Annotated in this window: 20 protein-coding genes; 11 read left to right on the forward strand and 9 right to left on the reverse strand. The window is 68.6% G+C overall.

Features of this window, described 5'->3' with window-relative positions; genetic code table 11:
• Window positions 1-21: 21 nt before the first annotated feature.
• Both ACSFA7_RS10230 and mltA read right to left on the reverse strand, forming a co-directional pair.
• A complete protein-coding gene (locus tag ACSFA7_RS10230; protein WP_435499254.1) occupies window positions 22-2,262 on the reverse strand; it encodes a PhoX family protein in 2,241 nt (746 codons plus the stop codon).
• 231 nt (window positions 2,263-2,493) lie between these two features.
• Entirely contained in the window at window positions 2,494-3,642 is a 1,149-nt protein-coding gene (gene mltA / locus ACSFA7_RS10235) for a murein transglycosylase A (protein WP_435499255.1), read from the reverse strand.
• Between mltA and ACSFA7_RS10240 the strand changes: the two genes are divergently transcribed.
• The 3 genes from ACSFA7_RS10240 (at window position 3,641) to ACSFA7_RS10250 (ending at window position 5,307) form a co-directional block, all read left to right on the forward strand.
• Entirely contained in the window at window positions 3,641-3,802 is a 162-nt protein-coding gene (locus ACSFA7_RS10240; protein ID WP_257863189.1) for a hypothetical protein, read from the forward strand. The genes mltA and ACSFA7_RS10240 overlap by 2 nt on opposite strands.
• 198 nt (window positions 3,803-4,000) lie before the next feature.
• Entirely contained in the window at window positions 4,001-4,660 is a 660-nt protein-coding gene (locus tag ACSFA7_RS10245; RefSeq protein ID WP_013544214.1) for a YiaD family glycine zipper/OmpA-like lipoprotein, read from the forward strand.
• Window positions 4,661-4,740: 80 nt separating this feature from the next.
• Entirely contained in the window at window positions 4,741-5,307 is a 567-nt protein-coding gene (locus ACSFA7_RS10250) for an OmpA family protein (RefSeq protein WP_435499256.1), read from the forward strand.
• A 4-nt stretch (window positions 5,308-5,311) separates the two neighbouring features.
• On the opposite strand, the gene ACSFA7_RS10255 is transcribed toward ACSFA7_RS10250, so the two are convergent.
• Genes ACSFA7_RS10255 through ACSFA7_RS10270 form a run of 4 tightly spaced genes read right to left on the reverse strand, consistent with a single transcriptional unit; the run spans window position 5,312 to window position 13,014 of the window.
• Window positions 5,312-5,938 carry a response regulator transcription factor gene (locus ACSFA7_RS10255; RefSeq protein WP_435499257.1) on the reverse strand — a complete coding sequence of 209 codons (627 nt, stop codon included), beginning with the start codon at window positions 5,936-5,938 and terminating at the stop codon, window positions 5,312-5,314.
• A 37-nt stretch (window positions 5,939-5,975) separates the two neighbouring features.
• The gene (locus ACSFA7_RS10260) at window positions 5,976-8,027 is read right to left on the reverse strand and encodes a two-component system sensor histidine kinase NtrB (RefSeq protein WP_435499258.1); all 2,052 of its coding nucleotides are present in this window, start codon (window positions 8,025-8,027) and stop codon (window positions 5,976-5,978) included.
• A 2-nt stretch (window positions 8,028-8,029) separates the two neighbouring features.
• Window positions 8,030-8,845, reverse strand: a complete 816-nt coding sequence (locus ACSFA7_RS10265; RefSeq protein ID WP_435499259.1) for a carbon-nitrogen hydrolase family protein — start codon at window positions 8,843-8,845, stop codon at window positions 8,030-8,032.
• Window positions 8,842-13,014, reverse strand: coding sequence for a YhdP family protein (locus tag ACSFA7_RS10270; protein WP_435499260.1), 4,173 nt, complete (start codon window positions 13,012-13,014; stop codon window positions 8,842-8,844). Before ACSFA7_RS10270 ends, ACSFA7_RS10265 begins: the two co-directional genes overlap by 4 nt.
• Before the next feature lie 25 nt (window positions 13,015-13,039).
• Between ACSFA7_RS10270 and glnE the strand changes: the two genes are divergently transcribed.
• Both glnE and ACSFA7_RS10280 read left to right on the forward strand, forming a co-directional pair.
• Window positions 13,040-15,850, forward strand: a complete 2,811-nt coding sequence (glnE, locus tag ACSFA7_RS10275) for a bifunctional [glutamate--ammonia ligase]-adenylyl-L-tyrosine phosphorylase/[glutamate--ammonia-ligase] adenylyltransferase (protein ID WP_435499261.1) — start codon at window positions 13,040-13,042, stop codon at window positions 15,848-15,850.
• Window positions 15,843-16,982, forward strand: a complete 1,140-nt coding sequence (locus ACSFA7_RS10280; RefSeq protein ID WP_435499262.1) for a septal ring lytic transglycosylase RlpA family protein — start codon at window positions 15,843-15,845, stop codon at window positions 16,980-16,982. The genes glnE and ACSFA7_RS10280 overlap by 8 nt, the downstream gene beginning before the upstream one ends.
• 6 nt (window positions 16,983-16,988) lie before the next feature.
• On the opposite strand, the gene ACSFA7_RS10285 is transcribed toward ACSFA7_RS10280, so the two are convergent.
• The 3 genes from ACSFA7_RS10285 to ACSFA7_RS10295 all read right to left on the reverse strand — a co-directional run bounded on the left by ACSFA7_RS10285 (window position 16,989) and on the right by ACSFA7_RS10295 (window position 19,368).
• A complete protein-coding gene (locus tag ACSFA7_RS10285; protein WP_435499263.1) occupies window positions 16,989-17,450 on the reverse strand; it encodes a carboxymuconolactone decarboxylase family protein in 462 nt (153 codons plus the stop codon).
• Window positions 17,451-17,540: 90 nt separating this feature from the next.
• Window positions 17,541-18,422, reverse strand: a complete 882-nt coding sequence (locus ACSFA7_RS10290) for an RNA polymerase sigma-70 factor (RefSeq protein ID WP_435499264.1) — start codon at window positions 18,420-18,422, stop codon at window positions 17,541-17,543.
• Between the two features lie 88 nt (window positions 18,423-18,510).
• Entirely contained in the window at window positions 18,511-19,368 is an 858-nt protein-coding gene (locus ACSFA7_RS10295) for a ferritin family protein (RefSeq protein WP_041943094.1), read from the reverse strand.
• Window positions 19,369-19,497: 129 nt separating this feature from the next.
• Here ACSFA7_RS10295 and ACSFA7_RS10300 point away from each other — a divergent pair, with 129 nt between their 5' ends.
• From ACSFA7_RS10300 to ACSFA7_RS10325, 6 genes are all read left to right on the forward strand, one after another.
• Window positions 19,498-20,112: a glutathione peroxidase gene (locus ACSFA7_RS10300; protein ID WP_435499265.1), complete on the forward strand. Its 615-nt coding sequence runs from the start codon at window positions 19,498-19,500 to the stop codon at window positions 20,110-20,112.
• A gap of 293 nt (window positions 20,113-20,405) precedes the next feature.
• Window positions 20,406-21,713 carry an NAD(P)/FAD-dependent oxidoreductase gene (locus tag ACSFA7_RS10305; protein WP_435499266.1) on the forward strand — a complete coding sequence of 436 codons (1,308 nt, stop codon included), beginning with the start codon at window positions 20,406-20,408 and terminating at the stop codon, window positions 21,711-21,713.
• On the forward strand, window positions 21,710-22,513 hold the full coding sequence (locus ACSFA7_RS10310; protein ID WP_435499267.1) for a DUF1365 domain-containing protein: 804 nt from the start codon (window positions 21,710-21,712) through the stop codon (window positions 22,511-22,513). Before ACSFA7_RS10305 ends, ACSFA7_RS10310 begins: the two co-directional genes overlap by 4 nt.
• On the forward strand, window positions 22,510-23,736 hold the full coding sequence (locus ACSFA7_RS10315) for a class I SAM-dependent methyltransferase (RefSeq protein WP_435499268.1): 1,227 nt from the start codon (window positions 22,510-22,512) through the stop codon (window positions 23,734-23,736). The genes ACSFA7_RS10310 and ACSFA7_RS10315 overlap by 4 nt, the downstream gene beginning before the upstream one ends.
• 17 nt (window positions 23,737-23,753) lie before the next feature.
• A complete protein-coding gene (locus tag ACSFA7_RS10320) occupies window positions 23,754-25,049 on the forward strand; it encodes an MFS transporter (RefSeq protein WP_435499269.1) in 1,296 nt (431 codons plus the stop codon).
• A complete protein-coding gene (locus tag ACSFA7_RS10325) occupies window positions 25,046-25,840 on the forward strand; it encodes an SDR family NAD(P)-dependent oxidoreductase (protein ID WP_435499270.1) in 795 nt (264 codons plus the stop codon). Before ACSFA7_RS10320 ends, ACSFA7_RS10325 begins: the two co-directional genes overlap by 4 nt.
• The last annotated feature ends 14 nt before the right edge of the window (window positions 25,841-25,854 follow it).

The raw sequence follows: 25,854 nt of genomic DNA on the forward strand, positions 1-25,854 counted from the left end.
GTCCACGGTGCCGGACTCACTTCAGAGGCCGATCAGGCCGCCGTCGTTCTTCGTGATCACCACCGTCGCCGAGCGCGGACGGGCATTGCCGCCTTCGGGCCAGTGGCTGCCGAACTTCGTCGGGTCGGAGATGTTCGCAGCCGCCGTGGTTTCACCCGGATGCTGGATGTTGACGAACAGCGCACGGCCGTCGCCCGATTCGGCGATGCCGGTGATTTCGCAGTCCTTCGGGCCGACCAGGAAACGGCGCAGGCCGTCGGTGCCGGGTGCCTTGCCGACGAAGGTGGCCTGCGTGGCGGTGGCGCCGCCGTCGACGTTGGTGATGGTCTTCGCCGCGCCGTCGCCGACCTTGCCGGGCAGGGCCGCGAGCATCATGCAGTTGGTCACGTCGGTGTACTTGCCGTCGTCGGTCTGGAGCCACAGCAGGCCGGGCGCGGCTTCGCTGAACCACAGGCCGTCGGGGCTGGAGAAGTCGTTGTCCGCGGCCAGATTCGACAGGTTCACGTCGGCCGATGCCGTCGAGCGCGCGCCGAAGAGGTACACGTCCCACTTGAAGCTCACGGCAGCCGGGTCGCCGCCCGCGTCGGCAAAACGCACGATGTGGCCGTTCGGGTTGCCCTTCTGCGCGGTCTGTGCCACGCCCTTCGGGTCGTTGTAGTAACGCGGATTGGCCGCGTCGGTGCCATTGACACCATTGATCGTGCGGGCCGCGTTGTTCGTGAGCGTGAGGTACACCTCGCCGTTCTTCGGGTTCACGGACGTCCACTCGGGGCGATCCATCTTGGTGGCGCCGGCCGCGTCGGCCGCAAGGCGCGCATTGATCACGACATCGGCCGCATCCGCGAAAGCGTAGGTGGCGTTGCCGGCGGTAATGCCGTTGACGCCCAGTTTCAGCTCGAGCCAGTTGCCCGTGCCGTCGGCGTTGAACCTGGCGACGTAGAGCTTGCCGTCGTCCATGTACTTGTCGCCGGCCGCGATGCCGCCGCCGATGTCGGCCGCGTCCCAGGCCTTGGTGGAGACGAACTTGTAGAGGTACTCGTTCTGCGAGTCGTCGCCCATGTACCAGACCAGCGGCTTGCCGACCACGACCGGGCCGAGGCAGGCGCCTTCATGGCCGAAGCGGCCGAGCGCGGTGCGCTTCTTGGGCGTGCTGGCGGGCGTGAAGGGGTCGATTTCGACGACCCAGCCGTAGGTGTTGGAACCGTTGCGGTAGTCGTCGGTGGCGGTGGCGCCCAGCGCTTCCGTATTCCAGCGGCCGTACAGGTTGTCGGCGGTGTCGGGCGTGACGGTGGCCCAGAGTTCGCGGCCGTTGCTGGCGACGCCGTAGCGGCCGAAGGAAACCAATTCCTTGGCGGTGCGCTTGGCATCGTCGGTGGCCTTGACGCGGCGGAAGTAACCGGCCCAGTTCTCTTCGCAGGTCAGGTACGTGCCCCAGGGCGTGGTGCCGTTGGCGCAGTTGTTGAGCGTGCCGCGGGTCTTGCTGCCGTCGGTCGAGTACTTGGTCTTCAGGTAGTCGGTCTTGGCGGCCGGGCCCGAGAAGGCCATCTCGGTCAGCGTGTGCACGCGGCGGTTGAGGCTCGAGTCCTGCTTGTAGCTCCAGGCGTTGCCGGTCTTGTTGACCTCGATCACGCTCACGCCGTGCAGGTAGAACTCGCGCAGCACTTCGTCGGCAACGGTCCGGGCACCGCCCACCACCGTCTGGCCGGTGGGATGCAGGAACAGCGGCGTGATGGCTTCGTGGTTCATCACGAGCAGACCGCGCGACGCACCGACCGGGTCCCACTTGTTCGACGCATTGATGCCGAAGTAGGTCATGCCGTCGTGGTGGTCGCCGGCGCGGCGGTCATAGGTGGCCGGTGCGTCGGTGCCGTCGTTGGCATAGGCGGGCACGCCGGCAGCGATCGGGTCTCCCAGGCGATAGAGCACGCTGGCGGTGTAGCCGGCGGGCACGCTCACCACGTCGTCCAGGCTCTTGGCCACGGCATTGAAGTTGAGCTTGAGCGGGGCTGCGCCGGGCGCAGGTGCCGGCGCGGGGGCCGGCGCGGGTGCGGGCGGCAGGATCGGGAAGTTGGTGCCGCCACCACCGCCGCCGCCGCAGGCTTGCAGCAGCGCCGTGCCGGCGGTGCCCACGCCCAGGCCGAACAGGCTGCGCCGGCTCAGGCGCGATGCGATCAGGTCGGAGAACGAGGGGTTGGCGGTGGGATTGGTGCCGATATCGTCGAGATCGATCCCAGATTCGTCGGAACGGGTATTTGCGGTCATGCGCAATTTCTTTCGTGGGTTGAAGAAGAAGACAACCCGCGAAGCTAGGCACTTCGTATGACACTCCCGTGAATTGATCAGGTTCCCGTCAGGTTGAATGTGGCTCGCCCCCAGGCTCCGCGCACTTCGTGTCGCTTCTCCTTCCCCCTACCGGGGGCAACACCGGCGGCCCGGCAAAGCCGGTTCCGCGGTGTTTCTGGAAGGGATCGAGCGCTGCCGCGCGCTCTCTGCTCAGGGAGCGGGGAGCTGCCTTGGCCACAGGGCCCACAGGCGCAACGGCTGGTTCACGCTCGCAGCCAGCCGTCCCGCTTCGGGACCGGTGCCTGCGAAGTAGTCGGCGCGCACCGCGCCGAGGATCGCGCTGCCAGTGTCCTGCGCCACCACCAGCTTCTGCAGTTGCGCCGCCGGCCCGCTCGAGGCGAGCCACACCGGCGTGCCGTAGGGAATGCTCTCGCGGTCGACCGCGATCGAGCGGCCCGCCGTGAGCGGCACGCCCTGCGCGCCGCGCGGGCCGAAGGCGGCATCGACCTCGCTCATCGTTTCCTCGCGGAAGAACACGTAGCGCGGATTGCTCCACAGGAGCTGCGGCACGCGCTGCGGGTTCTGCACGGCCCAGGCCTTGGTGTCGTCGGGCCACTTGCCGACCTTGCTCACGCCCTGGCTCATGAGCCACTGCTGCACGCTGCGGTAGGGCTGCTCGTTGGTGGCCGCGAAGGCCACGCGCACAGTGTGCTGGTAGCCGTTGGCCTCGGTAATGCGCAGGCGCCCCGAGCCCTGGATGTGCAGCATCAGCGCGTCGATGGGGTCGGCCATCCACGCGATCTCGCGGCCGCGCAGCGCGGCCTGGGCTTCGGGCAGGGTCTCGATTTCCTGACGCGTGTACCAGGGGCGCTTGGGCACCAGCCCTTCCGGCGCCTGGTAGAGCGGCACGTTGAAGGCGGCGCTGGGCACGCGGGAGGCTTCGTACACCGGCTCGTAGTAGCTGGTGAGCTTGCCTTCGCTCTGGCCCGCGAGCGATTCGACGCGATAGGGCTGCAGCCGGTCGGTCATCCACTGGCGCTGCTCCTCGGGAGTGGCGATGGCCAGCTGGCGCACGTCGCGGCACAGCGGCGCGAAGGCGGCGTTGGGGCGCGAGCAGTTGGCCAGGAGCGCGATCCAGGCTTCGTGCAACGGGTCTTCGCTGAAACCCGGCAGCTCCGCCCAGCCGACGGGCACCCAGCGGCTCTTGGGGTGCGCGAGCGATCCGGTCAGCGGTCCGAGCTCGCGCGGCGGGGTGGCGGAAGGTCGGGTGGGTGCGTCGGGCACGCGGGGGCCGACGGAACAGCCGGCGAGCGTTGCTACGATCACAAGCCCGACCAGCCACTGGAGTCCATTTCTCATGGGTTTGATTCTGCTTGAAGCCCTCGCCGCAGGACTCGTGTTCATCTTGATCATCTGGTGGACCATGTTTTCCGGCCGCAGCAAGGGTGAATTGCACGACGACACCGAGCCCGAGGCCGACCGCGCGCCTGACGATGGGCGTCCGCCGCCGAAACCGTGAATTGCTCGTGTAGCCCAGTGCCGCGCACCGGTGTCGGAGAAGCGCCTGATCGCTATTACTTTAGTAGCAATCATCGTAACATTCATGCGCAATACCGAAGGTTTTCTTATTTTCCGTAGGGCCTTGAACCCGTACCATCGCGTACCCTCCCCAGCGCTAAGCTGTGCCCCGCTTGATCAAACATCGAAAGGGATCGCCATGAAAAAATTCGTACTCGCCACCTGCGCTACCGCCATCGTCCTGTCCGGCTGCGCCGGCGGCATGACCGACACCCAACGCAACACCGGCATCGGCGCCGGCATCGGCGCACTGGGCGGCGCCGCCATCGGCTCGGCCACCGGCGGCAACCGCGGTGCCATCGGCACGGGCGCGGTGGTCGGCGCGGCAGCCGGCGCGCTCGGCGGCTACCTGTGGTCGCAGCGCATGGAAAACCAGAAGCGCCAGATGGAAGCCGCCACCCAGGGCACCGGCGTGGCCGTGACCCAGACGCAGAATAACGAGCTGAAGCTGGCCATTCCGAGCGACGTGTCGTTCGACGTGGGCCGCGCCAACATCAAGCCGAACTTCGCACCGGTGCTCGACCAGTTCGCCAGCGGCCTGCGCAACAACCCGAATGCCGAGGTGCGCATCATCGGCCACACCGACAGCACCGGCTCGGACGCCATCAACAACCCGCTGTCGGTCGACCGTGCCGCCAGCACGCGCGACTATCTCGTGGCACGCGGCGTGAACGCGGCGGCCTTCCGCATCGAAGGCCGCGGTTCGCACGAGCCGGTGGCCGACAACAACTCCGATGCCGGCCGCGCGCAGAACCGCCGCGTCGAAATCTACGTGGGTGAGCGCGGCCCGCGCGGCTAAGCAGCCACCCAGCGGGAAACCGGCCGCAACGAACGGCCGGTTCCCGCCATCTTTTTTTTGGTCCATAAGAGGGAAAACTCATGAGGAAGCTTCTTGTCTCGGGTGCAGCAGCAGCGGCTGCGGTGATGTTCATTGCAGGCTGCGCTTCGCAGTCCGCACCGCCGCCGGCACCCGCACCGGCTGCACAGCCGGCACCGCCCGCCAACAGCTGGACCGCGCGCCTGGCCGCACTGAAGGCCGACCTGGAAGCCTCGACCAAGGGCACGGGCGTGGTGATCGAGCAGACCGCCGACAACCAGCTGCATGTGGTCATTCCGAATGAACTCTCGTTCGACACCGGCCGCGCCAACGTCAAGCGCAACCTCGCGCAGGTGCTCGACAAGGTCGCCGACGGCTTGAAGACCGCCACCGCCGCCAGCGTGCGCGTGGTCGGCCACACCGACAACACGGGCAGCGAAGAAGGCAACGAGCGCCTCTCGGTGAGCCGCGCCGACAGCGTGCGCAACCACCTGGTGGGCCGCGGCGTGTCGACCACCGCGGTCACGACCGACGGCCGGGGCTCGCGCGAACCGCTGGCCGACAACGGCACCGCCGCTGGCCGCGCCCAGAACCGCCGCGTCGAAATCTTCGTCGCGGAAAAAGCCTGACCTTCTAAAGGTCCCGAAGTCGGTTCGCCAACTCGACGGCCGACTTCACTTCCATCTTCTCGAACACACGCGCCCGGTGGACCTCCACCGTGCGCACGCTGATCGCCAGCTGATCGGCGATCAGCTTGTTCGGCAGTCCCTCGACCACGAGCCGCATCACGTCGCGCTCACGATCGGTCAGTTCGGCGATGCGTCCGGCAAGGCTGTGGCGCACGCGCTGCACATCCAGCGCCCGCAGCGATGCACCGAGCGCCTGCTCGATGCGGTCGACCAGCGCGTTGTCCGAGAACGGCTTCTCGCAGAAATCGAAGGCGCCGCGCTTGACCGCATCGACGGCCGTCGGCACGTCCGCATGGCCGGTGAGGAAGATCACTGGCATCGCGTCCAGCAGGCCGCGCTCGGCCAGGCGGTCGAACAGCACGAGCCCGCTGGTGCCGGGCATCCGCACGTCGAGCAGCAGGCAACGCGGCTGATCGGGCAGCGGACCCTGTGCAAGCAACTGCTCGAAAGCCTCGGCGCTGCCGAAATGCTCGCTCGCCAGGCGCCGCGAGCGCAGCAGCCAGGCCAGCGCCTCGCGCACGCTGGCGTCGTCGTCGACGATATAGATGAGTCCATCGATCAGCGGTTGCATATCAACAATTCCAGGAAGAGCGAAGGCCGGGAGGGCGTCATGTGCTCGGCAGGGTGAATCGGAATACGGTGCCGCGCGGCCGGTTGGGCTCGTGCATGAGCGCGCCGCCGTGCTGCTCCACCACCGTGCGGCACAGGCTCAGGCCCAGCCCCATGCCGTCGGCGCGCGTGGTGAAGAAGGGCGTGAAGAGCCGCTCGGCCACATCGTCGCTGATGCCGCAGCCCAGGTCGGCCACCGAGAACTCGAGCCAGCGGCGAGCGTCGTCGGCGGTGGTGCTTCCGCCCACCGCCACGGCGCGCGCCACGCGCAGCCGCAGCACGCGGCTGCCGATGTTGTCGGGGCTGTCCATCGCCTGCATCGCATTGCGCGCGAGGTTGAGCAGCACCTGCTCGACCAGCGTGCGGTCACACATGGCCGCGGGCAGCCGGTCTTCGAGCACCACCTCGATGATCACGCCGAGCTTGCGCGCCTGCAGCCGCACCAGCGGCAGCACCGCATCGATCAGAGCCTGCGGTGCGACGGCCTCGCGCGTGCGGTCGCGCCGGCGCACGAAGTCGTGCACGCTGCGGATCACCTGGCCCGCGCGGTCGGCCTGCTCGGCGATGCGCCTGACGGCCATTGCGACTTCGCCCTGGTCGCCCTTGGCATGAGGCCCGAGCAGGTTGAGCGAGCCGCTGGCATAACTCGCGATCGCAGCCAGCGGCTGCGTGAGTTCGTGACTGAGGAGCGACGCCATCTCGCCGACCGTCGCGAGCCGCGCGCTGGCCTGCAAGCGCTCCTGGCTGGCGCGCGAAAGCTCTTCGATGCGGCGCTGCTCGCTCACGTCGATGAACGCGCTCATCCAGCCGGTCTGCACGCGGTGCGCGTTGATGAGCGGCGCCTCGAAGATCAGCACCGGAAAGCGCGTGCCGTCCTTGCGCATGAAGACCGATTCGAAACCCTCGCGCGGCGGCATGCCGCCGGCCAGCCGCCGCGCCTGGCGCTGCTGGTATTCGTGCGCCAGTTCGGTGGGCCAATAGGGTGCTTCGGGCGCATCGGCGCTGTCGGCCATGAGCTCCTCGGGGGTGAAGCCCACCATCTCGCAGAAGGCCGGGTTCACGTAGGTGATGCGCCCCTGCAGGTCGCGTGCACGCAGGCCCGTGATGACCGAGTCTTCCATCGCCTTGCGGAACGCGAGCGCATCGGCCAGGTCGCGCTCGGCGCGAAGGCGCCGCCGCGTGTCGCGCGCGAGCAGCACCAGCACCGACACCAGCGCGATAGAGATCGCGGTGACCAGCGCGGTGAGCATGTTCGGGAACAAGTCGGGTGCGGCGCGCCAGCCGTCCACGCGCAGCATCAGCGCAGCGCCCGGCAGGTCGATCAGCTGCTGCGAGGTGAAGACGCGCGTGCCGACGCGGCGCGAGCTGCCCAGCGCCACCAGCCGCGTGCCGTCGGTCTCGGTGAACGCCACTTCCTGCCCGCGCGTGAGCGTGGGGCCGACCAGTTCGATGAGCGCATCGCGCAGCGAATAGCTCGCAACGAGGAAGCCGCCACCATCGATCGGCACGCAGAACTCCATCACCTCGACACCGCCACCACCGGCAATCGGCACGTAGTGGCTCGGCGAGTACGCGCCCGCGCCGAGCTTGCGGGCGGCCGCGCAGGCCAGCGTCACGTCGGACTGCTCGGGGCCGCGGCTCGCCTCGTCCAGGAGGCGCATGCGGTAGGGCGTGTTGATCGCCTCGAGGGGGCGCAGCGCAGCATCGCGCCATTCGAGCCTGAGCCACTCGCGGTGCTCGCGCAGCAGGGCCGCAGCGGCCTCGTTCCATTGCGAGCGATCCGTGCCCCGCGTCTGCGTGGCGCGCAGGCTCTGCGCATTGCGCTGGAAGCCGCTGCGCAGGTCGGAGACGGCGTCGGCGGTGTCGCGGTCGAGTTGGGCCTGCACCTGCTCGACCTCGTGCCGCCCCGCAAGCCACACCACCGTGACCAGGAGCACCGACACCAGCACCGCGAGCAGCAGCCACAGAAACCAGCGCTGCCACAGCGAGCGCAGGCGCCCGTACGCGGAACGCGCCCACCGCGGCGGTGCGACGGTCAACGCATCGGACATCGCTAGAGAACGCAGTGCGACAAGACGGGCAGCTGCGTGCGCGTACGCTCGATCTGCTTTGCATCGATGTCGAACAGCACCACGCCTTCGTCGCTGGCCTGCTGCGCTACCACCGTGCCCCAGGGGTCGATGACGAGCGACTGGCCCCAGGTCTGGCGGCCGTTCTCGTGCGTGCCGCCCTGCGCGGGCGCCACCACCCACGCGAGGTTCTCGATGGCGCGGGCGCGCAGGAGCACCTCCCAGTGGGCGGCGCCGGTGGTGCGGGTGAAGGCGCTGGGCACCAGCAGCAGATCGGCGCCCTGTCTGGCGAGCGCACGGTAGAGCTCGGGAAAGCGCAGGTCATAGCAGACGCTCATGCCGATGCGCCAGCTGTGGCCGTCGCGCGAGGGCAAGTCGAACACGACGGGTTTGGCGCCCGGCGCGATGACGCGGCGCTCGTCATAGCGCTCGGTGCCGTTGTCGAAGAAGAAGAGATGGATCTTGTCGTAGCGCGCCACGCACCGGCCATCGGGCGCAAAGGCCAGCGAGCTGTTGAAGACGTGCTCGGCATCGGTGCTCTCGATGGGCAGCGTGCCACCCACGATCCACAGGCCGAACTCGCGCGCCGCATCGGCCAGGAAGCCCTGCACCGTGCCCGCGCCGGCCGTCTCGCGCAGGCCCAGCTTGTCGGTGTCGCGCGCGCCCATCATGCAGAAATACTCGGGCAGCACCGCGAGCTCGGCGCCCGCCGCGGCGGCCTGGGCGAGCAGGTCGTGGGCGCGCGCGAGGTTGGCTTCGCGGGCGATGGCCGACACCATCTGGATGGCTGCGACTTTCATTGCGTGGTCTCCGTTTTCTTGCCTTCTTCCGCGGCCGCGGAGCCGGTCCGGCCCGGTGACCCCGGCAATCCGGGAAGGCTCGGCAGTTGCAGCGAGCGCGGCACCTTGGCTATTTTGGGGTCGGCCCAGGTGCCTTCGATGTGGAACTCCTGCGTGGCGGCGGCGGCGAGCGGCTTGCTCAGCACCCACTGCGCGAGGAAGGTGCCCAGGCCAATGGCCGGATTGATGGCGGTGGCCACCAGCGCGGCGGTGCCGGCATTGATCTCGGGCACCACCACCACGCGCAGGTTCTGCGTCTCGCGCACGATGTCGGCCGAGCCGTCCATGAGCGCCGCGGCGTTGACGCCCTTCATCTGCAGGTTGTTGGTGCTCGCGATGCCTTTGTCGATCTTGGCGTTGCCGCGGATGAAGTCGAAGGCAAAGCCCTCGCTGAACACGTCGCGGAAGTCCAGCGTGAGGCGGCGCGGCAGAGCCTGCAGGCTCAGAACGCCGAGCAGCTTGGCCAGCCCCGGGTCGGCCTTGAGGAACTGGCCCGATTCCACGTCGACCTGCAACTGGCCGCCCAGGCTCGGATAGTCGAGCGAGAACGGCGAGCCGCGCCAGTTGACATCGCCTTCGAGCCGCCCCTTGCCGCGCCGCAGCACGCCGGGCATGCCAAAGCGCGCGAGCAGGTCGCCGGCATCGGCGATGTCCAGCTTGAAGGTCATCGCGGTGCGGCGCTGACCCGCGGCGGCACCGGGGATGGCTGCCCAGGTGCCCTTGGCCGCGAAGCTCGCCTCGGGCATGGTGAAGGTCAGCTTGTTGAGCAGCCACTCGCGGCCCGCGCCGCCGCGGTTGACCGCATCGATCTCGGCACGGCCCAGGCGCTTGCCTAGCAGTTCGAAGTCATCGATCACGATGTCCAGGGCGGGCAGCGTGCCCGGCTGCTCGTCGAGCAGGGCCTCGACCTGGGTCGCCTCGGCCGGCGCGATCTTCAGGCGCGCGAGCCGCGCGTAGAGCCGGCCGGCCTGCGTGTGGCGGTACTCGGCATAGCCGCTCAGTTCGGTGGCGTCGATGTTGGCGCGCCAGAGCGCGCCCTCGCGCGTACCGCCCAACACCACGTTGTGCAGGGTGCGGCCGGCAATGCCCAGTTGCTGCGCGCGCACCGCGATGCGCGTGGGCACGTAGGCCTGCGCGGCGTCTTCGCCGGCGCCGGGGGTTTCGCTCGGGGTGCTGCTCGCGGCGGCGCCCAGGAGGGCGTCCCACGCGGCGATGTCGAGCTTGGCCACGTTGACGTTCGCGAACACGCCCTTGTCGGGCAGGCTCGCGGTCTCGCCGGCCGAGAGGCCGACGCCGATGCTGCCGCGCAGCACGCGCGCCTCGGCGCCCGAGATGTCGCGAACGAACTCCACCGCGCCGACGCGGCCCAGCTCCAGCGAGAGCTGGTCCTGCGTGGCGACGGTGACGCCGCCCTGGCGAGTTTCACGCGCCAGCACCTTCTTCTCGATGCGCAGCGGCATCGGCTCCTCGGCGGTCTTCACGAGCGGGGTCGGCAGTTGCAGCGCAAGGCCTTGCAGGCTGCTGGTGAGAGACAGTTCCGAAGCGCCGTCGCGCACCGAGAACGTCGCCGCGAACGGCGTGCTGCCGGTGGCCTTGCCGGCAAGGCGCGCGAGCCATTCGGCCTCGCGCGCACCGCGCAGGCCCTCGGCGGTGGCGGTGCCCTGCGCCTTCAGCGTGACCTCGCGGTTGGGTCCCGCGAAACGGCCCTTGCCTTCGATGCGGATGTCGCCGCCGAGCAGCCTGGCCTGCACGCCGGCCAGCGAAAAACCGGTCTCGGTGAAGTTCAGCGTGCCCTTGGCGTGGGTGAGCGAGGGCGCCTCGGGCACGAACTGCAGTTCGTTGTCGGCCAGCGCGACGCTGGCCTGCACCTTGGCGCTGTCCATCGCCGCGAGCGGCAGCTCCAGGTGCAGCTTGTAGTCGGCCGAGCCGGTGGCGCGCGCGGTGCGCATGATCTCCCCCGTCTCGCCGGCCAGCGGTGCGCCCACGCGCAGCACCTCGCCGAGCGGACCCTTGGCCTGCACATCGACGCGCAGCACCTGCGCATGGTGCGACAGCTCGGGAATCTGCGCCTCGCCCTTGGTCACCTCGACACCGGTGGCGCCGACCAGGCGACCGCGCGCATTGCGCACCAGCATGCTGTCGCGCTCGAACACCAGTTCGCCCGAGAGGCCGGTCAGTGCCGGCCACACCGGGGCGGGCGCTGCGCTGCGCGACGACGTGGCTGCGAGCGAAGGCGGCACATAGGCGTAGTTGACATCCGCCACCTTGGCCGCGATGCGGAAGTCGCCCAGCTTCGGGTCCTTGAACGGCATGTCGTGCAGGTCGCCGCGCACGCGGAAATCGACGATGCTGGCGGTGCCCTTGGTGACGGCATCACGCACGTAGTCGCGCGTGTGCTGGGGAATGTCGAGCGGCAGGTAGCGAAACACGCGCGTGCCGTCGGCGCGGGTGAGCTTGCCCTGCAGGTCGAGCACGCCGGGAAAACGGCCCTTGCTGCTGGAGACGGCTGGATCGCTGGTGCGCCATGTCGCCTCGGCATCGCCTTCGGCATCGGTGTTGGCGAAGCGCAGCTTGGAGACCTGCACCTGCGCGTTGCCGTTGTCGAGCTTCCACTGGAGCTGGGTGGCGAGCCGGTCGATGGGGATGACGGGCTCTTCGAACACGCCGGGGAATTCGAGCGTGCCCTGCGCGATGGCCAGCGTGGCCGTGCCACCGGCCTGGGTCGCGTCGAAGTCGACGGTGGCACCGCTCAGACCGGGCGTGCCGGGGTGGGCGCGAGGAGGCGTGGCGGCTGCCGTTGCCGCGGTGGACGTCGCAGACGCAGGCGGCGGCGTTGCCGGTGCCGGCTGCGAGGCCACGCGCAGGCCGCTCACGCGGCCGCGCGCCTGGTACTTGTCGGGCGCGCCCAGCGAGCCCTGCCAGCTCAGGTCGATGTGCTCCACCAACCCGCGCGGCGCATAGCTGTCGAGCACGCGGTGCGTGGCTTCGCCGAGCGGCAGGCGATCGGCGATGAGCGCGAGCGCGGCCAGGTCGAGCCGGTCGGCACGCAACGCGCCCTTCTCCGGCGTGCGACCCTTGGCCGGCGTGTGCTGCAGCCAGAGGTTGCCGCCGGGCCAGCGCATGCCGTCGGAGGTGTCGAACTGCAGCGCGGTGGTCGAGAACTCGAGGGTGTCCTTGTCCAACTGGCCTGCCAGGCGCCCGGTGACCGAGCGCAGCACCAGCGGCTGCAGCCCCTTGCCGAGCGAAGCATCGACGCGGTCGAGCCCCAGGTCGGCGGCGCCGCCCACGAGCTGGCCGTCTTCCACGTCGGCCCAGAGGCGCACCGCGCCGTTGCCTTCGCGGATGCGCGCATCGAGCGAGACGTACTGGCCCAGGCGGGTGACGTCGATATAGGGCAGGTCGGCGTAGATCTGGCCGTCCCAGGTCTGCCAGCGGCCGGTGCGCACCGACAGCAGCGGCTGGCGGAACTGCCCCCGCAGCGTGAAGCGCTGGCCCCAGCCGGCCGGCGGCGTGGCGTCGAGCCGCAGGCCGTGGCGGCGGCCACCGTTGCGCGCCACGAAGCGGACGTCGGTCAAGAGGATCGGTTCGGCCTGGCGCTGCTCGTCGGTCCAGCGCACGGTACCGCCTTCGATGACCAGTTCGCGCTGCGCGAAAAACCAGTCGGCGGCGCGGGTCTCTCCGGTCGTGTCGGTGTCCATGTGCAATCCAGCCACATGGAGTTTTCCCTGAGCATCGCGGCGCACATCGAGCTCTGGACCCTCGATGTAGAGCTGCTCGAAATTGAGGCGCCAGAGCGATCGCGGCGACACGCTGGCCACCACGCGCACGAGGCGAAGGGCCTCGCGCTTGTCCGCATCCTGCAGCACCACGTCGCGCAGTTCGAAGGCGGGGAAAAGCCCCTCGGGGCGGGCGGTGATAGACCCGATGCGCACCGGCACGCCGATGGCCTTGCTAGCCTGTGCCTCCAGTGCGCCGCGAAAATCACCGATTCGCGGCACAATCCACGCGTGTAGGACAACGACTGACAGCGCCAGCAGCAGCCATGCAGCGATCAGCAAACCCAACAGCCAGCGCGCCGTCACAGCGGTGATTTTGAGCAGACGTGAAGGGGTAGACGCCGTGTCGTTCATTGAGGATCGCGCTGTGTCGGGAATTATGACCGCCAGCATTCAGAGGGGTTCCACGGAAACCGATAGCAGTGTGAACCAGTTGCCAGCCACTTCGACGCCGACCGTACAGGTCGCGTTCTCTTCCTACTCCCGTTTCGTCCAGCGCCTTCGTCGCAGGTATGCGGCCGAGCTTGCATTGCTTCCCCCGGGCGAGCCGCGGCGCGAATCGATGGCCGTGGCCTTCGAGGCATTGCGCCAGCGCGGTGATGCGGTGGGCGATGCCTTGCGCATTGTCAGGCAGCTGGTTATGGAGCGGCTGGTCACGCTCGATTGCGACCAGCAGGCGTCTCTCGCTGTAGTGACCACCGCGGTCACCGAGCTCGCGGAATTCGCGCTCGACATCGCCTGCGCCGATGCCTGCCACGAACTCGACGCGGTGCATGGCGCGCCGCTCGGCCCCGATGGGCAGCGCGCGCAGCTCTGGGTGATCGGCATGGGCAAGCTCGGCGCACGCGAGCTCAACGTGTCGAGCGACATCGACCTCATCTACCTGTACGACCTGGACGGCGAGACCCGAGGCGACGCCGACGGGCGCGGGCGCGGGCGCCTCGCGAACCAAGAGTACTTCTCGCGCGCCGTCAAGCGCATCTACGCGCTGGTGGGCGACACCACCGAGCACGGCTTCGTGTTCCGCGTCGACTTGGCGCTGCGGCCCAACGGCAACTCGGGGCCGAGCGTGGTCTCGCTCGATGCGCTCGAAGAATATTTCCAGGTGCAGGGCCGCGAATGGGAACGCTTCGCCTGGCTGAAGAGCCGGGTGGTGGCGCCGCGCGACGTCGTGCTCGGCGGCCACGCGCAGGGCCTGCGCGGTGCGGTGCTGCCCTTCGTGTTCCGCCGTTACCTCGACTACAGCGTGTTCGATTCGCTGCGCACGCTGCACCGGCAGATCCGCGAGCAATCGGCACGCCGCAGCGCAGGCCGACCCGAGCGCGCGAACGACGTCAAGCTCTCGCGTGGCGGCATCCGCGAAATCGAATTCACGGTACAGCTCCTGCAGGTGGTGCGCGGCGGGCAGTTCCCCGAGCTGCGCACGCGGCCCACGCTCGATGCGCTGCAGCGCCTGGCACGCGCCAACCTCATGCCACAGGAAACCGCCGATGCGCTGGCGCTGGCCTACGAGTTCCTGCGCCGCGTGGAGCACCGCATCCAGTACCTGGACGACCAGCAGACCCACGTGCTGCCGGTGGCCGACGACGACCTGCGCTGGATCGCGCAGTCGATGGGCTACGCCGACTGCTGCCCCTTCCTCGCGCAGCTCGACACGCATCGCGAGTTCGTCGCGCAGGAGTTCGACAAGCTGCTCGGCGGCGAGAAGCCCTGCAACGGCAAGTGCAACGGCAAGAAGGCCGCGGCCCCTGCCGACCTGGCGGACCTGCTGGACGACCTGCCGCCCGTCTTTGCCGAGCGCATCCGCGACTGGTGCGAAACGCCGCGCGTGCTCGCCCTGCGCGAAGAAACGCGGGGGCGGCTGCGCCAGCTGGTGCAGCGCACCGGCCAGTGGCTGAAGGAGCCCGACGGCGACGGCCCGGGACAGACACCGCGCCATGTCGATGCCGCGATGCGCTGGGCCGACTGGATCGAGCCGCTGATGCGCCGCGAAAGCTACCTCGCGCTGCTGGTCGAACGGCCCGCGGTGCAGGAGCGCCTGCTGCGCCTCCTGGGCGCCGCGAAATGGCCCGCGCGCTACCTGATGCAGCACCCGGGCGTGATCGACGAGCTCGCGAGCGACGAGATGCTGTCGGGCCGCTTCGTGGCCGACGAATTCGAGCGCGAGCTGGAGGCACGCCACGCCTCGCTCACCCGCACCGGCGAGGCCGACGAAGAGCGCCTCCTGAACCTGCTGCGCCATGCCCATCACGCCGAGGTGTTCCGCACGCTGGCACGCGACGTGGACGGCCGCATCACCGTCGAGCAGGTGGCCGACGACCTGAGCGCGCTGGCCGACACCACGCTGCGCGTGACCGCCCGCTGGTGCTGGCCGCATGTGCGCAACCGCCACCGCGAGGTGGCGCAGTTCGCGATCATCGGCTACGGCAAGCTGGGCGGCAAAGAGCTGGGCTACGGCAGCGACCTGGACATCGTGTTCGTCTACGACGATGACGACGAGCGCGCCGGCGAGGTCTATGCGGCCTATGTGCGCAAGCTGATCAACTGGCTCACGGTGAAGACGCGCGAGGGCGACCTGTTCGAGATCGACACGGCGCTCCGACCCAACGGCAACTCTGGCCTGCTCACCACCAGCTTCGAGGCCTACGAGAAGTACCAGCTCGGCCGCGGCAGCAACACCGCGTGGACCTGGGAGCACCAGGCCATGACGCGCGCGCGCTTCGTGCTCGGCAGTGCCGACCATGGCGCCGAACTGGGCGTGCGTTTCGATCAGGTGCGCGAGGCCGTGCTGGTGTCGCCGCGCGACCGCGAGGCGCTCAAGGCCGAGATCATCGCCATGCGCGACAAGCTGCGCGGCGCGCGGCCGGTGAAGGCCGACCGCTTCGACGTGAAGCACAGCCCCGGCGGCATGGTCGATGCCGAGTTCGCGGTGCAGTTCCTCGTGCTGTCGTGCTCGGGCGAACACCCCGAGCTGATTCCGAACGTGGGCAACATCGCGCTGCTGCTGCGCGCCGAACTGGCCGGGCTGCTGCCCGAAGGCATCGGCCGCAGCGCGGCGCGGGCGTATCGCGAGCTGCGCCGCGTGCAGCATCGCGCGCGCCTGAACGAAGAGCCGACACAAGTCACCCCGCCTGCACTGGCCGCGGAACGCGACGCCATGCTGGCACTCTGGAAGGCGGTATTTGGCTGACGGATCCCGCGCCCATACGACCACCGCGCTGGCTGCGTGCGCGGTTGCCGTCGCCGTCTTCCTCGCCGGTTGCGCGAGCGGTCCGCGCAGCGGTGGCGGCGTAGCCAGCGGCCGCGACGGCCCGGGCACGAACATCCCCTCGGACCTGGACCGCGTGCCCGACGCCGAGCCCCGCATCGAATCCATCCGCAGCAGCGGCGGCACCAGCAAGCCCTACACGGTGCTGGGCCGGGGCTACCAGCCGATCACCGACGACCGGCCGTTCCGGGAGTCGGGCCTGGCCTCGTGGTACGGCCGCAAATTCCACGCCGCATCGACCTCCAGCGGCGAGCCCTACGACATGTATGCGATGACGGCCGCGCACAAGACGCTGCCGCTGCCGAGCTACGTGCGGGTGCGCAATCCGGCCAACGGACGCGAGGTGATCGTGCGGGTGAACGACCGCGGGCCCTTTGTCGACGGGCGTGTCATCGACCTGAGCTACACGGCCGCGCTCAAGCTCGACCTGCTGCGTGGCGTCGCGCCGGTGGAGATCGAGCGGATCACGAACGAGGACATCCGCACGGGGGCATGGCGACGGGATTCGGGGACCGCGTATGCAGCAGCCTCGCCGGCTCCGCGCGCAACGGCTGCGTCGGTGCCGGTGCCCTCGGCCTGGGTGGCGCCGGTGGCGATGAATGCGCCAGCGGCTTCCACGATGCCTGTCGCACCGCAAACACCGGTGACGGCGATGACACCTGTCGAGCAGCAGCCCGTGGCGCAGGCCGTCGAAGCAGACGTCCCACCGCCACCGCGTCAGCCGATCGTGGTCACCAACCTCGCGCCGATGGCACCGCTCGACTTACCCGCAAGGCCGCCGTCGGCAGCTTCGGCGGCCGCGCCGTCTGCGGCCGCAGTGGCTGGCTTCTGGGTGCAGCTCGGCGCCTTCCGCGAACGCGACGGTGCGGAGAGCCTGCTGAGCCAGGCTGCACGCGGATTGCCTTCGCTGGCGCCGCAACTGCGCGTGTTCAGTGAAGCCGGCACGCATCGCCTGCAGGCCGGGCCATTCGCTTCGCGCAACGCAGCCGGCGAAGCCGTCACGCAGTTGCGCGAGAGCCTGCGCATCGCGCCGATGGTGATCGAGCGCCGCTGAGGAAGCTCAGTCCAACGCCTTCACGGCGACGGGCACACGCATGCCGACGTTGATGCGGTTCCAGGTGTTGATCTGCGCGACCGCCACAGTGAGCTCGGCGATCTCGACGTCGCTGAACTGCGCCTTCAAGGCTTCGAACTCGGCGTCGCGTTCGTCGTGGTGATCGGCCAGCCGCGTGAGCGATTCGGCCCAAGCCAGCGCTGCGCGTTCGCGCTCGTTGAAGAAGCTCACTTCGCGCCAGGTGGCCAGGCTGTTGATGCGCTGCCAACCTTCGCCTTGCTTGCGCAGGTCGCGCACGTGCATGTCGAGGCAATAGGCGCAGCCGTTGATCTGCGAGACGCGCGCGAAAACGAAGTCGAGCGTCGTCTTGCCGACGGTGCTCGCATCGATGCTGGCGCTGACGCCCAGGATGGCTTCGAAGGTCTTGGGGATGGTCTTGAACCAGTTCAGGCGGGGGGTCGTGTTCATGAGAAGGCTCCAGTGGATCGGTTGAAGAAAAATCTGCTTCCTACCCACTGAAGACGGGCCAGCCATCGGCCCTGTGACACGCCGCGCGAACTATTTCGAGGCGAAGCGCTGCGCGATGCGGGCGAGCTTGTCGGGGTTGCGCTGCACGCGGATGCGCGCGATGCGGTCGTCCTCGATCTCGAAGGTCTGCGCGGATTCGAGTTCGCCGTCGACGAAGCGCAGGAGGCCGGGCTCGCCGTTGATCTCCACCAGCTCCATGCGCACCACCGGGCCCAAGCGGCGCCAGAGCGAGAAGTAGAGCTGCGCGAGGCGCTGGTTGCCGGTCAGGACCTTGCTGAACGACTGCACCTTGCCGCCGCCGTCGCCGATGAGTTCGACCTCTTCGGTCATCAGCGCCTTCAGGTCGTGCATGCTGCCGCGCGCGGCGGCGTCGGCAAAAGCGCGCAGCAGGCGCTGGTGGGTTTCGCGCGAGACCTGGTAGCGCGGGCGTGCGTCCTGCACCTGTGCCTTGGCGCGGTGCACCAGCTGGCGGCAGGCCGCTTCGCTCTTGCCGAGCGTGAGCGCCACTTCGTCGTAGTCGGCATCGAACACCTCGCGCATCAGGAAGGCGGCGCGTGCCTCGGGGGCCAGGCGTTCGAGCACGGCGAGGAAGGCGACGGAGATGTTGTCGGCGCGCTCGAGCGATTCCTCGGGGGTGTCGGGCGACTCGGTCAACGTCGGCTCGGGCATCCAGGCGCCAATGTAATGCTCGCGCTGGACCTTGGCGGCGCGCAGCCGGTCGATCGACAGCCGCGTGACGACGGTCACGAGCCAGGCTTCGGCGCTGTCGAAACTGGCCTTGTCGGCTTCATGCCAGCGCAGCCAGGCGTCCTGCACCACCTCTTCGGCCTCCGCAACGGAGCCGAGCATGCGGTAGGCGATGCCCTGGAGGCGGCGACGGTGGCTGTCGAAGGTGAGGGTCGGGTCGTCCATGCCCGATTAGACGTTCGGCGCCCGCGGGTTGTGACACCGCTCGCCCAAAAAAATCGCCCCGGGGGTGCGGGGCGAAGTTCTTGTTTGTTTATGCGCCCTGGTACTCGGGCTTGGGGCCGAGCGTGGCGGCGACTTCCTTGCGATAGCGGTTCAGCTCCTGCACGGTCTTGAAGCTGCGGTTCATCAAGAGGCTCAGGTTGTGCAGGATGCGCTCGCCGACCTTGGTTTCCCAGACGGCATCGAACTTGATCTGCTTGTCGAGCCAGTGCTCAAGCCAGTCGGGATCGGGCATGCGGCTCTGGATGGTGTCGTTGGGGAACAGCGCCTTGTTCACATGCAGGTTGGTCGGGTGCAGGGCCTGTGCCGTGCGGCGGGCGCTGGCCATCAGGACGCCGACCTTGGTGAACGCGGCACGGGCCTCGTCGCCGAACTTCTCGAGCGCACGCTTCATGTAGCGCAGGTACGCGCCGCCGTGGCGGGCTTCGTCCTGGCTCAGCGTGGTGTAGATGTGCTTGATGACCGGCTCGGTGTGCCACTGGGCGGCGCGGCGGTACCAGTGGTTCAGGCGGATCTCGCCGCAGAAATGCAGCATGAGGGTCTCGAGCGGGGGGGCCGGGTCGAAATCGAAGCGCACTTCGTGCAGTTCGGCTTCGGTGGGCGCGTGCTTGGGGCTGAAGCGCTTGAGGTACTCCATCAGCACCAGGGAGTGCTTCTGCTCCTCGAAGAACCAGATCGACATGAAAGCGGAAAAATCGCTATCGTGGCGGTTGTCGCGCAGGAACATCTCGGTGGCCGGCAACGCCGCCCACTCGGTGATGGCATTCATCTTGATGGTCTGGGCCTGCTCTTCCGTCAGCAAGGAAGCATCGAACGACTGCCAGGGAATGTCCTTGTCCATGTCCCAGCGGACGGATTCGAGTTGTCTGAAGAGTTCCGGATAGAGCATCAAAGTCTTTCTATGGCCGCCGATTTTAGTCGGCCCGTTTGGCGCGCCCATGACAGACGCGCGATGATGCGGATACGTGCGCCGTGGCGGCACGGATGCACACCCCCCTTTTTGAACCAGGAGCCCGCCATGCGAACCCTTTTCTTATTGTCGACGCTCTGGCGCTGCACACCGGCGGTTTCCCTCGTGGCGGCGCTGTTTACGGCGCTTCCGGCGAGCGCCCAGACACCACCTCTCGCACCCGCTCCGGCAGAGGCTGCCGGATGCCCCGCGATCCTTCAACACACCTTCCCGCGACTGCAGGACGAAAAGCCCCAGACTTTGTGCCAGTACTCCGGCAAGGTGGTCCTGGTGGTCAATACGGCGAGCTTCTGCGGCTTCACGCCGCAATACAAGGGCCTGGAAGCACTGGACCTGAAATACCGCAACCGCGGGCTGGTGGTTCTGGGCTTCCCGTCGAACGATTTCTCCCAGGAGTCGGGCTCCAACAAGGAAATCGCCGACTTCTGCGAGAGCACCTTCGGGGTGAAGTTTCCGATGTTCGCCAAGTCGTCGGTGCGCGGAACGGACGCCAATCCGCTGTTCAAACAGCTCGCCCAGGCCTCCGGCACCACGCCGAAATGGAATTTCTACAAGTACCTGATCGGGCGCGATGGCAAGGTCGTGCAGGCTTGGTCGAGCATGACGGCGCCGGACGAGAACGGCTTCGTGAACGTCATCGAGAAGCAACTCGGGACAAATTAAGACTGACCAGTTCACAAAAAAACGAATCGGTAATATTATTTACCGATGCGTCCACTCAATCGTGAACTGAGCGTCACAAACGTTTACCACTGCACCGGGAACCGGGCCCCGGGAGCCGCGCTCATAATTTGCGTGGGTGGCCAAAACCCACCGGTTTTCATGTTGCGAGGTCTTCCAGGCGCTTGCCGTCTGGTCGAAATCCCGAGGCGATTCTTCTCCTCCTCCCTCCCTCCCTCCTTCGCGTCGGGGCGCCTCGCAGCATTTTTATATTCCCGCCGGAATCGGGGCTCGCGATGACGCGGCCCCTTCGAGTCGCCATCATCGGCGCCGGCATCTCGGGACTGGCTGCAGCGCATGCCCTTCGCGATGCGGCCCGCATCACCCTCTTCGAAGCCAGTGACTACTTTGGCGGCCACGCCCACACGGCAACGATCGAGCTTCCACGCTCCGCCACCGACAACACCCCGGTCGCCCACGGCGTCGACACCGGCTTCCTGGTCTACAACGACCGCACCTACCCGAACCTGATCCGCCTCTTCGCCGAGCTCGGTGTCGAGACGGCGTTGTCCGAGATGTCGTTCTCGGTCCAGGCCACCCGCGACAACGGCGGCCGGCTCGAGTGGAGCGGCAACAACCTCTCCACCGTCTTCGCCCAGCGGCGCAACCTCGCCGACCCGCGCTTCCTCGGCATGCTGGCCGACCTCTTGCGCTTCAACCGCCTGACCACGCGCATCGCCCAGGCCGGCACGGAAGGCGAACTGGCCCAGCCCCTCGGCCAATTTCTGGATGCCCACCGCTTCGGCGCCGCCTTCCGCGACTGGTACTTCCTGCCGATGATGGGCTGCATCTGGAGTTGCTCGACCGCGCAGATGCTCGCGTTCCCGGTCGCGACCATGATCCGCTTCTGCCACAACCACGGGCTGATCCAGATCGCCAACCGGCCCCAGTGGCGCACGGTCCGCGGCGGCTCGCGCCAGTACGTCGAAAAGATCGTCGCGGGTCTGGAGGACAAGCGCCTGCGCACCCCCGTGCGTCGCATCACCCGCGCCGACGGCGGCGTGCTCGTCGCCACCGACACCGGCACCGAACGCTTCGACCACGCGATCCTGGCCACCCATTCCGACCAATCACTTGCCATGCTGGCCGATGCCAGCCCCGCCGAATCGGCCGTGCTCGGCGCGATCCGATACCAGCCGAACCACGCCGTGCTCCACACCGACGCCTCGGTGCTGCCGCAACGTCGATCGGCCTGGGCCGCATGGAACTACGAGCGCGCGGCGGCCAGCGAGCGCGAATCGGGCCGGGTCTGCCTGCACTACCTCCTGAACAAGCTTCAGCCGCTGCCGTGGGAGCAACCGGTGATCGTTTCGTTGAATCCGGCGCGCGAGATCCCGCGTAGTCAGGTCATGGCCGAATACGACTACGACCACCCGGTGCTCGACCTTGCCGCGATCCGCGCGCAAGCCGAGGTTTCCGCCCTGCAAGGCCAGCGCAACACCTGGTTCGCCGGCGCGTGGATGGGCTATGGCTTCCACGAAGACGGCCTGAAGGCCGGCCTGGCTGCGGCCGCCGGCCTGCGGGCGACAAGGTCTGCGGCATGACCCAGGAGCGCCCGCTCCCGCTGATGGGCTTCGGCGAGGTGCGCCATGCGCGCCTGCGCCCGGCGCGCAACGCCTTCGTCTACCCGACCTATTTCCTGATGCTGCCGATGCGCAGCCTGCGCGCCAACGGCAGCGACGCGCTTGCGCTCAACCGGCGGGCGGCCCTCTCCTTCCACGACGTCGACCATGGCGACGGCCGCACGCCTGCGCAGGGCGGCGCCTTGGCCTGGCTCGACGACCTGCTGGCCGCCCACCGGATCCACGATGCGACCGGCGAGGCCTGGCTGCACTGCTATCCGCGCGTGTTCGGCTACACCTTCAAGCCGGTGAGCTTCTGGTACTGCCACACAGCCGAAGGCGCGCTGCGCGCCATCGTGGTCGAGGTCAACAACACCTTCGGCGAGCGCCACTGCTACCTGCTGGACCACCCGGTCTACGGCATGGAGCTCAAGGCCACTAAAGCCTTTCACGTCTCGCCGTTCTGCCAGGTCAGCGGCGACTACCGCTTCCGCTTCTTCGTCGATGCCGAATTCGCCCACACGGTGGTGCGCATCGACCACGACGACGCCGACGGCCCCCTGCTGCAGACCAGCGTGAGCGGCGAACTCGGTCCGCTCACCGCGGCCAGCGTGCGGCGTGCGCTCTGGCGCTATCCCGCCATGACCTTCGGGCTCATCGCGCGCATCCACTGGCAGGCCGCGAAGCTCTGGCTCAAGCGCGTTCCCTTCGTCGCCAAGCCCGCGCCGCCCCGCCATTTCGTGTCCAGCGACCATCCGCACCAGCCGCAGGCGAACCCATGACCCCGACCACCACCGCCCCCCAGGTTTCGCGCTTTTCACTGCCGCAGGACGCCCCCGGCGCCGCGCGCACGGTGCTGGGCCTGTTGCAACGCCTCGCCCACGGCTCGCTCACCGTGCGGCTGCCCGACGATTCGGTGCGGCACTTCGGCGCCGCGCCCGGCAGCAGCAGCCTCACGGCCTCGCTCACGCTGCGCAACTGGGAGGTCTGCAAGGCCGCGCTCAAGTCGGGCGACATCGGCTTTGCCGAGAGCTACATCGCGGGCGACTGGACCACGCCGAACCTGGTCGAGCTGATCAAGGTGTTCATTGCCAATCGCCGCGCGATCGAGGACGTGGTCTACGGCAGCTGGTTCGGCCGCCTCGTGTACCGCGTGCGGCACCTGATGCACCGCAACAGCAAGGCCGGCAGCTCGCGCAACATCCATGCGCACTACGACCTGGGCAATGCCTTCTACAAGCTCTGGCTCGACGAGACGATGAACTATTCGTCGGCCTGGTTCGAAGGCAATCTCGACAAGCCGATGCCCGACGCCCAGCGCGCCAAGGTGCGGCGTGCGCTCGAGCTGGCCGGCGTGAAGCCCGGCGACCGCGTGCTCGAGATCGGCTGCGGCTGGGGCGCGCTGGCCGAGATGGCGGCCTTCGATTTCGGCGCCTCGGTCACGGGCGTGACGCTCTCCACCGAACAGCTCGCCTTTGCCCGCCAGCGCACCGTGGGCCTTTCCGCCGACCTGCGCCTGCAGGACTACCGCGACATCGACGACGCGCCGTTCGACGCCGTCTGCTCCATCGAGATGGTCGAGGCCGTGGGCCGCGAATACTGGCCGACCTACTTCCAGAGCGTGAGCCGGCTCTTGAAGCCCGGTGGCCGCGCCTGCGTGCAGAGCATCGTGATCGACGACCAGCTCTTCGACCGCTACATCGACTCGACCGACTTCATCCAGCAGTACATCTTCCCCGGCGGCTGCCTGCCCTGCCCGCGCGAGTTCCGGCGCGAGGCCGAGGCCGCGGGGCTTGCGGTGGTGGACGAGTTCGCCTTCGGCGCCGACTACGCCGAGACGCTGCGCCGCTGGCGCGAGCATTTCCTCGCGCAGCGCGGGCAGATCCTGCAGCTGGGCTTCGACGAGCGCTTCATGCGCATCTGGGAGTTCTACCTCGCCTACTGCGAGGCGGCGTTCTCGCAGGCCAACATCGACGTGGTCCAGTACACGCTGCAAAAGCGCTAGAGACGGCGCGGCCCTTCGTGTCCTCTTTCGGCCCTCTCGACGGCGTGCGCTACGGGCTGCTCGGCCTGCCGCTCGCCTTCGTCGCGCTGCCGCTCTATGTGCTGCTGCCCAACCACTACGCTCGCGCGTTCGGCGTGCCGCTCGCCACGCTGGGTGCGGTGCTGCTGGGCGCGCGGCTGCTCGATGCGCTGATCGATCCGCTGCTCGGGCGGCTCAGCGACCGGCTGCATGCGCGTTCGGCGCAGGCCGTTCTGGGCTTCGGCGCTGTCGCCGCGGGTGTCCTGCTGCTGGGCTTCGGGCTGCTCTTCTTTCCGCAATTGCTGGTCGACCCGGCGCGCCATGGCGCGCTGCTCGTGATCGCCGCCGTGCTGCTCGCGCTGACCTACGCCGGCTACAGCATGCTGAGCATCGCGCACCAGTCGTGGGGCGCGATGCTGGGCGGCGACGCGCTGCAGCGCAGCCGCATCGTGGGCTGGCGCGAAGGCATGGGACTGCTCGGCGTGGTGCTGGCATCGGTCACGCCGACGCTGGCGGGACTGCCCGCGACGGTCGCGCTGTTCGGCGTGATGCTGGTGGCGGGATGGGTCTTCTGGACGCAGGCACCACGGCCGACGCGCGCCGCCGCGTCGCACACGGCAGCCGACCTGCGGCTGCCGCTGCGCCGTGCGCCGTTTCGCCGCCTGCTTGCGGTGTTCATCCTCAACGGCATCGCGAGCGCGGTGCCGGCCACGCTGGTGCTGTTCTTCGTGCAGGACCGGCTGCGCGCGCCCGCCGCGATGGAGCCCGCGTTTCTCGGTCTCTACTTCGTGGTCGCTGCCGCATCGATTCCCGTGTGGCTGCGCATCGTGCGCCGCTGGGGGCTCGCGCGCAGTTGGCTCGGCGGCATGTGCATGTCGGTGGCGGTGTTCGCATGGGCCGGCGCAATGGGTGCGGGCGACGCGATGCCTTTTCTCGTCGTCTGCGCGCTGTCGGGTTTCGCGATCGGCTCGGACCTGGTGCTGCCGAGCGCATTGCTGGCCGGAATCATTGCCGAGGCCGGCGACCAGCCGCATGCCGGCGCGTACTTCGGCTGGTGGAATTTCGCGACCAAGCTGAACCTCGCGCTGGCCGCCGGCCTCGCGTTGCCGTTGCTCGGGCTGGCCGGCTACGTGCCCGGCGCGCGCGATGCGTCGGCGCTGCAGGCGCTGTCGCTCGCCTACTGTCTCCTGCCCTGCGTGCTCAAGGTGGCGGCGGGTGCGACGCTGTGGGCGCTGGTGATTCGATCGCCCGCGCCCGCATCGCCCCGGCCGCTTCCGGCGAAAGCTGCGCAGTGAAGCCCTTCAACCCGCCGCTCGCCGACTGGCGGGGCAAGACCGCGTGGATCGTCGGCGCCTCCTCGGGCATTGGGCGCGCGACGGCGCTGGCGCTGCTCGAAGGCGGCGCGCGGATCGCGGTGTCGGCGCGCAACGGCGAAGCGCTCGAGGAACTCGCGGCGTTGCACAACGATGCCGCGCTGCCGCCGCGCGTGATCGTGCTGCCGCTCGATGTGCGCGATGCCGCCGCGGTCGCCGCCGCGTATGCGCAGCTGCAGGCGATGGCCGGCACCGTCGATCTGGTGCTCTTCAACGCCGCCACGTATGGCGTGCTGCGCGCCGATGCCTTCGCGCTCGACGAAATGCTCGCGCACCAGCAGGTCAACTACGTCGGCGCATTGAACGTGCTGGCCGCCGTGCTGCCCGGCTTCGTGGCGCGCGGCGCGGGCCACATATCGCTCACCGCGAGCGTCGCGGGCTTTCGCGGACTGCCCAAGAGCCTGGCCTACGGCCCGACCAAGGCCGCGCTGACCCACCTAGCAGAAGTGCTCTACATCGACCTGCATGCGCGAGGGATCGGCGTGAGCGTGATCCAGCCAGGCTTCGTGACCACGGCGCTCACGGCGAAGAACGACTTCGCGATGCCGGCGCTGATCACGCCCGCACAGGCGGCCCAGGCCATGCTCGACGGCTGGCGCCGCGGCGCGTTCGAGATCCACTTTCCGCGGCGCTTCACGTTCTGGATGAAGCTGATGCGGCTGCTGCCGTACCGGCTCTACTTTCCGGCCGTTGCCAGGTTCACCGGGCTCTGAAAAAGAAAAAGGCG

It is taken from the genome of Variovorax trehalosi (assembly GCF_051216415.1).
In the GTDB taxonomy this organism is placed as follows: Bacteria; Pseudomonadota; Gammaproteobacteria; order Burkholderiales; family Burkholderiaceae_C; genus Variovorax.

What these genes read in the sequence shown, in the direction of transcription:
- ACSFA7_RS10250 (WP_435499256.1), top strand. Translation starts at nt 4,741, where the DNA reads ATGAGGAAGCTTCTTGTCTCGGGTGCAGCAGCAGCGGCTGCGGTGATG.
- ACSFA7_RS10300 (WP_435499265.1), top strand. Translation starts at nt 19,498, where the DNA reads ATGCGAACCCTTTTCTTATTGTCGACGCTCTGGCGCTGCACACCGGCG.
- ACSFA7_RS10255 (WP_435499257.1), bottom strand. Translation starts at nt 5,938, where the DNA reads ATGCAACCGCTGATCGATGGACTCATCTATATCGTCGACGACGACGCC.
- mltA (WP_435499255.1), bottom strand. Translation starts at nt 3,642, where the DNA reads ATGAGAAATGGACTCCAGTGGCTGGTCGGGCTTGTGATCGTAGCAACG.
- ACSFA7_RS10315 (WP_435499268.1), top strand. Translation starts at nt 22,510, where the DNA reads ATGACCCCGACCACCACCGCCCCCCAGGTTTCGCGCTTTTCACTGCCG.
- ACSFA7_RS10240 (WP_257863189.1), top strand. Translation starts at nt 3,641, where the DNA reads ATGGGTTTGATTCTGCTTGAAGCCCTCGCCGCAGGACTCGTGTTCATC.
- ACSFA7_RS10295 (WP_041943094.1), bottom strand. Translation starts at nt 19,368, where the DNA reads ATGCTCTATCCGGAACTCTTCAGACAACTCGAATCCGTCCGCTGGGAC.
- ACSFA7_RS10270 (WP_435499260.1), bottom strand. Translation starts at nt 13,014, where the DNA reads ATGAACGACACGGCGTCTACCCCTTCACGTCTGCTCAAAATCACCGCT.
- ACSFA7_RS10290 (WP_435499264.1), bottom strand. Translation starts at nt 18,422, where the DNA reads ATGGACGACCCGACCCTCACCTTCGACAGCCACCGTCGCCGCCTCCAG.
- ACSFA7_RS10260 (WP_435499258.1), bottom strand. Translation starts at nt 8,027, where the DNA reads ATGTCCGATGCGTTGACCGTCGCACCGCCGCGGTGGGCGCGTTCCGCG.
- ACSFA7_RS10230 (WP_435499254.1), bottom strand. Translation starts at nt 2,262, where the DNA reads ATGACCGCAAATACCCGTTCCGACGAATCTGGGATCGATCTCGACGAT.
- ACSFA7_RS10245 (WP_013544214.1), top strand. Translation starts at nt 4,001, where the DNA reads ATGAAAAAATTCGTACTCGCCACCTGCGCTACCGCCATCGTCCTGTCC.
- ACSFA7_RS10285 (WP_435499263.1), bottom strand. Translation starts at nt 17,450, where the DNA reads ATGAACACGACCCCCCGCCTGAACTGGTTCAAGACCATCCCCAAGACC.
- ACSFA7_RS10265 (WP_435499259.1), bottom strand. Translation starts at nt 8,845, where the DNA reads ATGAAAGTCGCAGCCATCCAGATGGTGTCGGCCATCGCCCGCGAAGCC.
- ACSFA7_RS10305 (WP_435499266.1), top strand. Translation starts at nt 20,406, where the DNA reads ATGACGCGGCCCCTTCGAGTCGCCATCATCGGCGCCGGCATCTCGGGA.
- glnE (WP_435499261.1), top strand. Translation starts at nt 13,040, where the DNA reads ATGACCGCCAGCATTCAGAGGGGTTCCACGGAAACCGATAGCAGTGTG.
- ACSFA7_RS10310 (WP_435499267.1), top strand. Translation starts at nt 21,710, where the DNA reads ATGACCCAGGAGCGCCCGCTCCCGCTGATGGGCTTCGGCGAGGTGCGC.